Annotated in this window: 9 protein-coding genes and 1 pseudogene; 5 read left to right on the forward strand and 5 right to left on the reverse strand. The window is 70.0% G+C overall.

Features of this window, described 5'->3' with window-relative positions; translation table 11 throughout:
• Nucleotides 1-141 precede the first annotated feature (141 nt).
• From ABZ664_RS29935 to ABZ664_RS29945, 3 genes are all read right to left on the reverse strand, one after another.
• Entirely contained in the window at nucleotides 142-1,878 is a 1,737-nt protein-coding gene (locus tag ABZ664_RS29935; RefSeq protein WP_362516915.1) for a S8 family serine peptidase, read from the reverse strand.
• A 379-nt stretch (nucleotides 1,879-2,257) separates the two neighbouring features.
• On the reverse strand, nucleotides 2,258-3,124 hold the full coding sequence (locus ABZ664_RS29940; protein WP_362516919.1) for a glycosyltransferase: 867 nt from the start codon (nucleotides 3,122-3,124) through the stop codon (nucleotides 2,258-2,260).
• 161 nt (nucleotides 3,125-3,285) lie between these two features.
• Nucleotides 3,286-3,642 carry a hypothetical protein gene (locus ABZ664_RS29945; RefSeq protein ID WP_362516922.1) on the reverse strand — a complete coding sequence of 119 codons (357 nt, stop codon included), beginning with the start codon at nucleotides 3,640-3,642 and terminating at the stop codon, nucleotides 3,286-3,288.
• Nucleotides 3,643-3,653: 11 nt separating this feature from the next.
• Between ABZ664_RS29945 and ABZ664_RS29950 the strand changes: the two are divergent.
• The 3 genes and pseudogenes from ABZ664_RS29950 to ABZ664_RS29960 all read left to right on the forward strand — a co-directional run.
• Nucleotides 3,654-4,187, forward strand: a pseudogene (locus ABZ664_RS29950) (glycosyltransferase); the annotation flags it as partial.
• Nucleotides 4,188-4,893: 706 nt separating this feature from the next.
• A complete protein-coding gene (locus ABZ664_RS29955; RefSeq protein WP_362516925.1) occupies nucleotides 4,894-5,598 on the forward strand; it encodes a hypothetical protein in 705 nt (234 codons plus the stop codon).
• 38 nt (nucleotides 5,599-5,636) lie between these two features.
• Nucleotides 5,637-6,020: a hypothetical protein gene (locus tag ABZ664_RS29960; protein WP_362516928.1), complete on the forward strand. Its 384-nt coding sequence runs from the start codon at nucleotides 5,637-5,639 to the stop codon at nucleotides 6,018-6,020.
• Between the two features lie 112 nt (nucleotides 6,021-6,132).
• On the opposite strand, the gene ABZ664_RS29965 is transcribed toward ABZ664_RS29960, so the two are convergent.
• Together ABZ664_RS29965 and ABZ664_RS29970 are read right to left on the reverse strand one after the other, a co-directional pair.
• Nucleotides 6,133-8,805, reverse strand: a complete 2,673-nt coding sequence (locus tag ABZ664_RS29965) for a LuxR C-terminal-related transcriptional regulator (protein ID WP_362516931.1) — start codon at nucleotides 8,803-8,805, stop codon at nucleotides 6,133-6,135.
• Between the two features lie 521 nt (nucleotides 8,806-9,326).
• A complete protein-coding gene (locus ABZ664_RS29970) occupies nucleotides 9,327-9,449 on the reverse strand; it encodes a hypothetical protein (protein WP_362516934.1) in 123 nt (40 codons plus the stop codon).
• Nucleotides 9,450-10,016: 567 nt separating this feature from the next.
• Here ABZ664_RS29970 and ABZ664_RS29975 point away from each other — a divergent pair.
• Both ABZ664_RS29975 and ABZ664_RS29980 read left to right on the forward strand, forming a co-directional pair.
• The gene (locus ABZ664_RS29975; protein ID WP_362516937.1) at nucleotides 10,017-10,856 is read left to right on the forward strand and encodes a metallophosphoesterase; all 840 of its coding nucleotides are present in this window, start codon (nucleotides 10,017-10,019) and stop codon (nucleotides 10,854-10,856) included.
• Entirely contained in the window at nucleotides 10,853-11,521 is a 669-nt protein-coding gene (locus ABZ664_RS29980; RefSeq protein ID WP_362516940.1) for a 4'-phosphopantetheinyl transferase superfamily protein, read from the forward strand. The genes ABZ664_RS29975 and ABZ664_RS29980 overlap by 4 nt, the downstream gene beginning before the upstream one ends.
• Nucleotides 11,522-11,663: the final 142 nt, after the last annotated feature.

Genomic DNA, 11,663 nt, shown 5'->3' on the forward strand with positions numbered 1-11,663 from the left:
TCCCAGGCGGTTTCTGTGGTTTCCCCCGACTATCCCGCGCCGGCGCGGTCGGTTGTTATTTCCCGCGGCTGTTATAGTTTGTCTATACCGGGCGGGGCCCGGCGTCCGCCGCGCGGCGGACGCCGGGCCTCGCCGTTAGGGTCAGTGGACCGACCGGCGGACCGCCCGGAGGGCGTCGACGATCCCGTAGCCGTAGAAGCCGTTTCGCGACGCGCCTCCCTCACACGTCTGCGTAGAGGTCGCCGTGCCGCCGTCCGGCAGGTGCCGGGTGTAGGTGTGGGCGGGCGGGGTGGGACAGGGCGTCCTGGTCGCGGTGCCCTTGAGGGCCCTCTCCACGACGACGGGACGGAGCATCTTGCCTCCGTGCACCCGGTCGCGCCGGCCGTACTCGCTCACGATCAGCGCGGCGACCCCGGCCGCGCGTGGAGAGGCCATCGAGGTGCCCTGGAGATACACGTAGTAGCCGCAGACGTCGCCCTTGCAGTCGCGGACCACGTTGGTGACGTTGGGCGTGCCGTCGGGGTTGAGCTGGCCGCGCGCCTCGGCCAGCGACTTGGGATAGGCGGCCAGTGTCGCCCTGGTGACGTCGCGGTCGCCGTTCGCGGTGTCGTAGACGTCGCCGCCCGGGGAGGAGACGCCGATGTAGCCGTTGCCGTAGTCGGAGTAGTACGCCTTGCGCCTGCTGACGCCGGTCGCGGACACGGAGATCACATGCTTGGCCTCGCTCGGCATGGAGACGCAGCTCGGGGGGATCGTGCGCGAGTAGGGCGACTCGCCGGGGACGCCGGCGAAGTCGGGGCTGGAGGCGTCGACGATCTCCTTGGTGTAGTCGAAGGCCCTGTTGCCCGCCGCGGCCACCAGGGTCACCCCTTTGTCGTGCGCGTAGGTGAGCGCCCGCTGCATCGCCTTGATGATCGTGGCCTGCTCCTGCCGGTTGGCCGGAGAGTCCGCCGGGTTGTCGACGCAGTTGAACATCCACGGGTCGATGTAATAACTCATGTTGACCACGTCGACGCCGATGTCACCGGCGTAGGTCAGCGCGTCGACGCTGGGCTGCAGGAAGAAGAATCCCGAGTCCTGGCCGGCCCGCAGGTTCACGATCGAGACCTTGGGCGCCACGCCCGCTATGCCGAGCCCGTTGAGGGGCGAGGCGATCGACGACGCCACGTGCGTGCCGTGTTCGTTCTCGTCGACGTCCACCGGGTCGTCGCAGGAGCGGTCCGGCTCGGCCTCGCACGGGCCGTCGACCTTGTTGCCGTCGGCGTCGACGGGAATGTCGACGGTGAAGTTGCGGCTCAGTTCGCGGTTGAAGTTGGGTGCGATGTCGGGGTGGGAGCCGTCGACACCGGTGTCGATGACACCGACCAACACGCCCGGGTCGCCCTGCTGGTGGCGGTAGGAGCCGTCGACGGTCGCGTGAATCTGCTTCATGTCCCACTGGAGTTCCGACAGCGGCTCCGCGGCGGGCGCGGGTGCGCCGAAGGTGGAGGCGGCGGGGGCGCCGTCACCGGCCTTCTCCACGGCACTCGCCCGCACGGTCGCGTGGCCCGCCGCTCCCCTCCTGGCGGAGGGCACGCTGCCGATGGACCGGTTGTGGGCGATGTCGTCGATCGAGGCGGCGTCGCGCACCTCCTCGGCGAAGTCGGTGTTCGCCGTCTTGACGGTGGCGACGCCGATCGCGGTGTTCTCCCTGAGGATGCTTCCGCCCGCCGTCCTGATGGCCTGCCGGGCGTCCGCCGGGCGCGCGCCCTCGGTGTAGAGGACGACGTACTCGGCTTCCACGACCGGTTCGGCGACCACCCGCCGGGCCTGGGCCGGGGATACCAACGTGGCCGCCGCGAGGGGGACGACGGCCGCGGTGACGATGACGCGTTTCACATATACCTCCGTATATCCAAAGAGCTCCCCGCAAATGTGATTTCACGCGCACCAAGCAATTCATACGTGGACACATCTGCCGCCGGTGCGCAATAAAATCAACAGGCGCGGGGGAACCCCGTAACTCCTGCTACCCGCACACATTGGCGAATCATGCCATCAGTGAACCGTTAAGAGGGGATTCTCGCGCCAAAACTGATAACAGCATGGAGCTTCGCATGGTCAAACTCATTTGAAAATGACTTAAATGATGCCGAAAGAATCGGAAAAGAGAGCGGGAGGGAGGACCCGCAACCGAGGGTCGGACCGCCTTTCCAGCACAGCCGACGTCGTCCGGCTCGCGCGACGCGAGCCCCGGCGCAGGTCATGGCCGTCCTCACTACCGGCGGGAGCGTCCACACCGTCCGTAGACATCCAACGATCTTCGCGCCGCCTCGACGAGAGGCGAGAGGGTACGGCGATTCGCCAGCGCCCGGGGCAGCTTCCGCAGGGCGTATCCAAGTCCTCGCCATCCGGCCGGGCCTTCGCACGCGGCGGTGAGCACGGTACGCGTCACCACCGGCCACGGCCGGCGCAGGACGGCGTTGAGCACCGCGTTACGGGACGCGAGGACCCGACGGCGGCTCACGTCGCGGGAAGCGGAGGGATGGTGGTGAGCGACGACGACGTCGACGTAGGCGAGTCCCCAGCCCGCCGCGGCCAGGTCCAGGGCGAGGCGCTCCTCCTCCCCGAGGAAGAAGATGACGTCGTCGAAACCGCCGGCGGCCAGATACGCCTTCCGGCGCACCACGGCTCCGCAAGCCAGAAAGCCGAGAACGGACGGACCGGGAAGGTCTGATTCGACTGCGAGAGGAGAATTCACCATGTCCCTACATATCGGGTCAAGGCGCTCTTCCATCCCCACCAGCATCCGCGCCGCCAGTACCGCCAGGCGGGGATGGGCGTCGAGCACGTCGGCAGCGCGTTCGAGCGCGCCGGTCGCCCACCAGGAGTCGTCGTCGGCGAAGGCGACGTAGGGTGTCCCGGCGAGTTCCACACCGAGGTTGCGAGCCGGTGCACCGAGGTTGCGTCCCAGTTCGACGACCCGCACGTGGGGAAACCTTCGTCGTACGAGAGCCGGGGTGCCATCGGTGGAACCGTTGTCAAGCAAGATCACCGGGGACTCGTGGCGCGGTAGCGAGCGCTCCAGGTCGTGGCGGCGGTTGCGCGTGGCCACCACCACCGTCACGCGCGGGAACGGGTCCATCCCGCCGGCCTGCCGAACGGTTTCGCGCCGGAGATCTTCTGATCTCGCACTGCCACGACACGGATCCCGCCTTCGCCGGGGTCCCGGGTCCGGCTTGGAGGAATGAGGTTCCGGGCCGGTGGCCGACGCGCGACGCGCGACGCGCGGCGCCGGGCTCCGGTTCAACGGCTCACATCCGTGATCTCCCGCTGCCCGTGGATCTCCCGGTCGAACCAGTCGATGGTGCGGCGCAGTCCCTCGGCGACATCGACGCTCGGCCGCCATCGCAGCTTGGATGCGGCGAGCGAGATGTCGGGACGGCGAACCTCCGGGTCGTCGAGCGGGCGGCCGACGAAGTGGATCGGAGACTCGGAGCCGGTCAGATGACGAACCGTCTCGGCCAGGGTAAGCATGGTCAGCTCCGTAGGGTTGCCGATGTTGACCGGGCCCTCGAACCCGCTGTGAGCCAGGGCGAGGATCCCGCTGACGGTGTCGTCCACGTAGCAGACCGACCTGGTCTGCCCGCCGTCACCGGCCACGGTGATCGGCCTACCGCTACACCGGCGACCTCCCGCGCGCGGGCGTCGTCGTCAACGAACCCGTCAGGCGTCACCGGATCGCCGGGACCGATCTGTTGCCCACCCTCGCCAAGGCCGTGCCGCTCGACCTCTTCGGCATGAAGGTCACCGGCCTGCCCTACCGGACCTTCGAGGACCTGCCGCAGCGGGTGATGCACGCCGCGCTCGCCCGGCGCCGCGTCTACCTGCATCCCTACCGGTGGACCTCCCTCGGCCTGTCCCTCATCGAGGCCATGCTCCTGGGCATGCCCGTCGTCGCCGTGGCCGGCACCGAGGCCGTCGAAGCCGTCCCCTCCGAGGCAGGCGTCGTCTCCACCCGCGTCTCCGCTCTGGCAGGCGCCCTTGAGATGTTCGTCGCCGATCCCGACCGGGCGGTACAGGCCGGCAGGGCCGCCCGCGCCGCCGCCCTGACCCGCTACGGTCTCGGCCGCTTCCTGGCGGACTGGGACCTCCTGTTCAGCGAGGTCGGCGGACGCGCCCGGAGCCTTTCCGAAAAAGCTCGGTAATCACGATAGCGAGGGATTCCGAACTACTCGCAAAAACCCGAGCGAACGTATCTTTCGATGCGCGGGTGAAGCGTGCCGCGCGGGCGGGTCGCAGGGCATCCACCCGCAGACCGCCTCCCCACGGTTCCGGGGAGGCGAAATGCCCGCCCAGACCCGCCGGTACACGAAAATCCCGAACACGATGGTGGCCGTGTCGACGCCGATGGCACTTCCGCCAGGGTCGCGACGGCATCGAACGCGACCTGCCACGAGCATCCAAGCAGGTCGGCGACCGATTCCACTGGATGCCCACCGGATCGGCGGAACACGTGCGTCTCTAGGCCCAGGGCCTCTCGGTCCAGGTCTCGGCAAAGGACGGTGGCGCCCGTCGTCGAGGTGGTGGATCGACTCCAGGTCACCCGCGAACCCGGCCGTCGACCAAGGTGATCGGATGAGCGCCCTAATCGATCGTCGCCGTTCACAGTAGAGGTTCTCGACCTGGCCGGGGTGGCACCGATGGCTCCGGCCCACGGGGTGCTCGTCGGGCAGCGGAGGAGCGGGCGGGACGACGATCGAAGGATCGTGTCGCACGACTCCGGCGTTCGTGGTGAGCATGAGCAGTCACGCACGGAGGAATGAGTAGTCAGTACTCTACCTCTCGAATTCCACAGCTGAAAAAGTTTCCCTTGTCGAAAAAAGCATTCCAATTTCGAAAGGGACAATGAGAATGAAGCTCCGCACCTTATCCGCGGGACTCGCTGTCGCGGCCGCGGCGGTGACGCTCGCCGGGGGCCCCGCGACCGCCGCGGACGGCCCTTCCGAGGCCGACGTCAGGGCGGCCATCGAGCACGCCGTGTCGGGCAAGGCCACCGCCGCGGAACTCAAGATCATCAAGGACGACCCCCAGCTGGCCCGTACGGTGCCGGTGTCGGTGAAGGCGGGCGATCCGGTCGTCACCAAGGTCGACCCGCCCCAGCGGTCCGGCGGCCGGGACTCCTCCGCGCTGCGCGCCGCACAGGCTTCCTACCAGCAGAAATGCTGGGCTGTCGATTACCCGCTGACGCTCACGTCCTGGGCGGGCACCACCATCTACACCTGGCATCACGCGTTCTCCTACTGCACGGCGAACCAGGTTTCCGGCTGGGAGAGCACCCGCGTCATCTCCGTGGCCCCGTACAGCCGACGTGACTACTTCACCGACAAGTCCTCTGTCGTCTACCCGCAGGGCCTGGTCACCGACGCGGTCAATGCCCTCGTGGGCGCGCCGATCGGAACCAACACCACCGGCGTCGGGTCGCCCTATCACTCCCACATGGCGCGTTCGGTCAACCTCTGCTTCGCCCAGTTCAGCTGCTACGCCAGCAACCTGCCGCAGAGCAAGCTCACCCTCGGTTCGGAAGGCGTCGCGGTGGCGCTCGCCTCCGCCCTGTGAAAACGCCCGCAGTGAATTCGAGAGGATATGGAAACGCCATGAACAATATTGTCAGGAAAGCGGGCACCACCGCGCTCGCCGCGCTCACCGTGCTCGCTGTACTGGGCCCGGCCTCTCCGGCCGCCGCGGGCGCATACAAATATCTGGAGACGGACAAGGTGGCCTGTCCGGCGTGGGCGACCGGAACCTTCTACGACAGCTACCAGCCGACCGGCTATCGCGCCTTCGCGAACGAGTGCCATACCAAACCCTATGTCACGAGCGCGCGGGTCCGGCTCGTCACCAGTTGCTCGTGGGGCTTCACCTACCGCAGTGAACCGGCGGCGGTCGTCGAGGGCCGCTGGACGAGCTTCACGAGCCCCCCACGGACTGAGCCCGGCTGCCTGTTCGGGGTCTCCGATTACTGGCTCGAAGCGGCCTGACACGCCGCCCGCGCCACCCGGGTCCCGCCCCGCCGACGAAGGCGGGCGGGACTCGGCGAGTCCGCGGCCGCGTCGCCCGTGCACAGGGGCACGGACTGCACGGCCGACCGGTTCACCTGTTCGTGCGGCCGAGCCGGCCGGTCAGCTCCTGGCGGTCCGATACGCCGAGCTTCGCGTAGACGCGCTGCAGGTGGTTGTCCACCGTCCTGACGGAGATGGTCAGATTGGCCGCGATGTCCTTGCTGGACATCCCTCTGGAGGCCAGGCTCGCGATCTCCCTTTCCCTGGCCGTGAGCGGCACGGCCGCGTCGGCCGCCTGGAGCAGGGGCGTCCGCGCGCCCTCGCACAGGGCCGCGGCGGCGGCCGACCGCGCGGCGGCGGCGGAGGCCTGCCGGGGGTTCCCGAAGCGGCGCCACAGTTCCGCTGCCGCGCCCGCCGCCTCTGCCGCGAACAGGCTCGCCCCCATCCGGTCGAAGTCGTCCGCCACCGCTATCAGGCCGTCCCGGTCGCCGGCGGCCAGCGCGACCGCCAGCCGTGCCCGGGCGGTGATGAAGGGCCCTCCGGCCTTCGCGAGCTCCGCGAGACGGTTCGCCGCCTCCGCGGCGCCGCCGAGCCGCGCGAGGTCGGTCAGCAGCGTGGCCTCGGAGGAGAACTGCCCTCGTTCGCGGGCCTCGGCCGCCGCCTCCCGTAGCACTCTCCTGGCCGCCCCCCGCTCTCCCCGCGCCACGTGCGTCCATGCCTCGCCGAGCCGTTCCTCGGGCACGCGCACCGCCACCGCGAGCCCGGCGTGCTCGGTGAGGGCGGCCTCCGCCGCGCGCACGTCACCCTGTAGCGCCGCGGCCGCCGCGAGCCCGGTGAGGGCGAGTGGACGCAGGATCACTCCCTGAGGGCGAGTGTCGTGCGCGATCTCCGCGTACCAGCGGCGCGCCGAGGCCGGGCGGCCGGCCATCCAGGCGTTGCGGGCGAGCGGGAAGACCAGGAGTGTACGCTGCCACCCGGTCGGCACCCAGCCCGAGTCGGTGTGGGCGCGCTCGGCGGTGACGCGAGCCTTCTCCAGACGTCCGATCTCGGTCAGGGCCAGAACGAGCGCGGACCACGCGGCCGCCTCCTGCGGGCCGTGACCCCTGCCCTCCGTCCTCGCCTTCGCACACAGGGCCACGGCCCGCTCGGCCCACGGCACCGCCTCCTCACTGCGACCGAGAAAGGACAGCGCACTCGACCTTGTCGCGGCGGCGGCCGTCCACGCCGCCACGCCCGCGATGTCACCCACCGCCGGTTCCTCGTCCCGCATGTCGTCGAGCAGGTCGAGGCTCTCGGCGTGGCGACCGAGGCTGGAGAGTATGTTGGCCTCGTTCACCCGCAGCGCCCACAGGCCTGCGGCACTCGTGACGCGGTCGCGCGCCGCGTCGTTCGCGGCGACGACCTCCTCGCGGGTTGTGCCGCGGCACCACATGAGGTTGTGGGTGCGCGCCAACGCCACCGCGAGCGTGCGACTCTCCCTGGTGGCCTCCCCGTCGGCCCTGCGCAGCACGTCCTCGGCCTCCTGCGGTCGGCCCGCCTCGGAAAGCGTGCGGCCGAGCAGAAGCAGGGCCGGGAAGGTGAGTTCGTCCTCGGGAATTGCCCGGAGGAAGACGAGCGCGCGGGCATGGTCGTCGCCGTGCGCGGCGAGCCGGGCGGCTTGGAGGAGGAGGGCCGGATCGGCGCTGCCGGTGCCGGCGAGCCGGTAGGAGGCCAGGCGCATGGCGTCCTCCCGGCGGCGCGAGCCGGTCCGTTCCAGCCTGTCCGCCTGCTCGCGCAGGATCTCCTGCCGCCGCCCCTCGGTGATACCCGGGGGCAGCACCTCCGCGTAGAGAGGGTGCGCCAGGCGGGCGTACGTACGCCGCCCCTCCCGCACGACGGTGACGAGCCCGGCTCGCTCCAGCTCGTCCAGGATCTCGGTGCAGGGCTCATGTTCGAGGTCGGCCACCGACACCGGACCGCACAGCGCGAGGACGTCGAGGAGACGACGGCCGCACGGCGCCACCGTCGCGAGCCGGTGGCGGATCACGTCCGTGAGGCGACGGGTGACCGGAAGGGGCTCGGTGGCGGCCAGTTGCCAGACCTCCCCGTCGTTCGTCAGCCTGCCCTCGGCCAGCGCGCCACGCACCAGTTCGCCTAGATAGAGCGGATTGCCGCCGCTCGCGGCGTGTAATCGGTCGACGGTCTCGCGGTGGACGTGGCCGGCCAGGGCGTGCTGGAGGAGCTCGTTCACCTCCCGCCACGTCAGCGGCGCGAGGTCGGCGTGGTGGACGGCGTCGCCTCGCCCGAGCGTCACGACGCTCTCCAGGGAAGAGGCGTCCGAGCGCACCGTGCCCACCAGGAAGACGGCGTCGGTCTCCATGAGCTGGCGCAACAGCATGACCGAGGCGGAGTCGAGCAGGTGCAGGTCGTCGATGAGCAGAACGAGGCGGGCCGTCGCGGTGTATGCCCGCGACATGAGCCGGACCGCCGTCGCGAAACCCGCGATGGGATCCGACAGGTCCACGCCGTCCGGCAGGAGATGCGCTATCGCTCCGAGAGGGATCTCCGCCGCCGCGCCGGTCGCGGCGGCGCGGCCCACGGCATGCCCCCGCAGAGCTGCGACGGCCAGACACTCCTCCGCCAGCCGGGTCATGCCGACGCCGGGTTCACCGAAGATGAGGAAACCCTTGTAGCCGGTTTCATGGAGGACGGCCTTGAACGCCTTCAGCTCCGCGTCCCGGCCCACCAGGGACCAGCGCCTCGCCACCACCTCAACCGTCGCCACTGCGGCCTCTCCTTCCACCGGGCAATGTCCACCGAACAATCGGGCATGTCGTACTGGGGGCCGGCCGGAGACGCCTCCGGTTGTCCCCGGAAGCCGGGGGCCGGGAAGGAGCAGGTGCGAAAAACCGCACATCGGTAGACGTGCGGTTTCGCCGACGGCATTCCACAACGCTGTGTGCCGACCGACTGATCGTCAAGGTGATCTGTGGCGGAGGCCGACCTGCGCGCCATTCTGCGAGCGTCTCCAAAAGATGTCAATTGCATTAAGCCGCGGCCGGAATAACCCTGTCCGTGATCTTATATGGATTTTTGTTCTACAAGGTGCCGTCTTACGCGTGGACCGAATGGTCAGCGCCGGAGATCTCCCCGCCGGAGAAAAACTCCATTGCCCGGTGAACGCGGCGAAGAGGTCCCGCGCGTGACGTCTCACATCGTCGTCCGCGCGGCGGTCGCGCCCGGGGCGCCGATCGGTCCCCGTCGGCGGGTCGACAGTCCGCGAGCCCTGACCGGACGGCGTTGCCGCTAGAGGACCCCGACCTGCTGCCAGGCGGCGCGCATCTTCCGCTGCTCGCCCTCCCCGCGCCTCTTCCTGCCGGGAAGGTCGAAGTCGCCGCCGTTCTCGACGTCGTAGACCGTACGCACCATGCCGGGGCGGGCTCGACGTCGGAGAGGGTGAGATTGAGCTGACGCAGCGCGCCACCGAACGAGGCGCGCTGCGCTCGGGCGCTCTCCGAGGTGGCGAGGGTCTTCAGCGCGGCCTCCCGCTCGGCGGGGGTTCCGTGTTCGGCGACCGCTTCAAGCAGGTCGGGAGGTGCGATGCAGCACGGGGCATGCTGTCGAATGTCGTCATACGTTAAGGATCGTCACCGCCTGCTCAAACTGTATGAGTATTGCCATACTTGATGCCTTCGGAGGTGGGCTGGGGTGTGCCTACGGGAGCGGTCGTGAGAGGGTTCTTCTGCTCGACGATCACGGGGTCGTGACCGCGCCCGGGGAAGAGGGCGAGACGGAGGCGGCGGTGCTGGGAAACGTGGAAGAGAACGAGGGGACGGTGCGGGCGCTCACGGTGGCGACGCGCGGCGGGCGGCCCGCTTCGGCCACCGGCTCACCGATGGCGGGGTCGCCGGTGACGGGCCTCGCGCCGGGAGACACCGGCTCGCGAAGCACGCGACTCGCGCCGGGAGACACCACTTCTCGGAGGACGGGCCGCGCATGACGTCACTGCTGGCCATCAGCGACCTGCACATCGGCTACCAGGAGAACCGCAGCATCGTCGAGAAGCTGCGGCCCACCTCCCCCTCCGACTGGCTGCTGGTCGCCGGGGACGTCTCAGAGAAGGTCTCCGACGTCGAATGGACCCTGGGGCTGCTCGCCGAACGGTTCGAGAAGGTGGTGTGGGCGCCCGGCAACCACGAGCTGTGGACCCATCCCAGCGACCCCGTCCAGCTGCGCGGCGAGGAGCGCTACCGGCACCTGGTCGAGGTGTGCCGGAACCTGGGGGTGGCGACGCCCGAGGACCCCTACCTCACCTGGACCGGCCCCGGCGGCCCGGTCACCGTCGCCCCGCTGTTCGTGCTGTACGACTACACCTTCCGCATGCCCGGCGTGGCCACGAAGGAGGCGGCGCTCGCCCGCGCGTACGACAAGGGGGTGGTGTGCACCGACGAGATGCTGCTGCACCCCGACCCGTACCCCACCAGGGACGCCTGGTGCGACGCCAGGATCGCCGAGACCGAACGGCGCCTGGAGGCCAGGCCGCCCGGGGTGCCCACGGTGCTGGTCAACCACTACCCGCTGGTGCGCGAACCCACCCTGATTTTGTACCACCCGGAGTTCGCGATCTGGTGCGGCACCGAGCGCACCGCCGACTGGCACCTGCGCTTCGACGCCGCCGCGGTCGTCTACGGCCACCTGCACATCCCCAGGACCACCTGGCACGACGGTATCCGCTTCGAGGAGGTCTCCTTGGGCTATCCCCGCGAGTGGCGTCCCAGGTCCACCGCACCCGGTCAGCTGCGGCGCATCCTGCCCAGCCCCAAGGCCGCCTCGTGATCGAGAAGATCCTGCCGCCGTGGGTGGCGAGTTCGGAGCGCTTCGAGGACCCGCCGGACGTCGTGCTGTTCCCCGAGGAGGAGGAGGCCGTCGCCCGCGCGGTGGAGAAGCGGCGGCGCGAGTTCGGCACCGCGCGCCACTGCGCGCGTCAGGCCCTGGCCGAGCTCGGACTGCCGCCCGCGCCGATCCTGCCCGGTGAGCGCGGCGCCCCCGTGTGGCCGGACGGGGTGGTGGGCGCCATCACCCACTGCGCCGGATACCGCGCGGCGGCCGTCTCCCGCGACGCGCTCACCATCGGCATCGACGCCGAGCCCCACGAGCCGCTCCCCGACGGCATCCTGCCCGCGGTCTCCCTGCCCGAGGAGCGGGCCGCGCTCGCGCGGCTCGACGACGACGTGCACTGGGGCCGGCTGCTGTTCAGCGCCAAGGAGAGCGTCTACAAGGCGTGGTTCCCGCTGGCCAGGCGTTGGCTCGGCTTCGAGGAGGCCCACCTCGTCTTCTCCCCCTCCGGTACGTTCACCGCCCGCCTCCTCGTCCCCGGCCCTGTCGTGGATGGCCGGGAGCTGACCGGTTTCACCGGCCGCTGGCTGGTCTCCGACGGCCTGGTCGTGACCTCCATCGCCGTACCGGGAAAGTCCGTACCGGGAAAGTCCGTACCGGGATAGTCCGCGGCGTCCCCTGCGGGAGGTCAGGACTCCCGTTGACATCCGCTCCGCCCCGAAGGGCGGAGGTTCCCGCCTGCTACACGTGCGGCTTCCGGCCGTCGGGGGGGGGGGCCGGGGGGCGGCGGGGGGGAGGGCGGCGGGC

The sequence above is a fragment of the Streptosporangium sp. NPDC006930 genome, from assembly GCF_040635605.1.
Classification (GTDB): domain Bacteria; phylum Actinomycetota; class Actinomycetes; order Streptosporangiales; family Streptosporangiaceae; genus Streptosporangium.

Coding starts and splice junctions, on each gene's coding strand:
- ABZ664_RS29955 (WP_362516925.1), top strand. CDS start 4,894: ATGAAGCTCCGCACCTTATCCGCGGGACTCGCTGTCGCGGCCGCGGCG.
- ABZ664_RS29975 (WP_362516937.1), top strand. CDS start 10,017: ATGACGTCACTGCTGGCCATCAGCGACCTGCACATCGGCTACCAGGAG.
- ABZ664_RS29940 (WP_362516919.1), bottom strand. CDS start 3,124: ATGGACCCGTTCCCGCGCGTGACGGTGGTGGTGGCCACGCGCAACCGC.
- ABZ664_RS29970 (WP_362516934.1), bottom strand. CDS start 9,449: ATGGTGCGTACGGTCTACGACGTCGAGAACGGCGGCGACTTCGACCTT.
- ABZ664_RS29960 (WP_362516928.1), top strand. CDS start 5,637: ATGAACAATATTGTCAGGAAAGCGGGCACCACCGCGCTCGCCGCGCTC.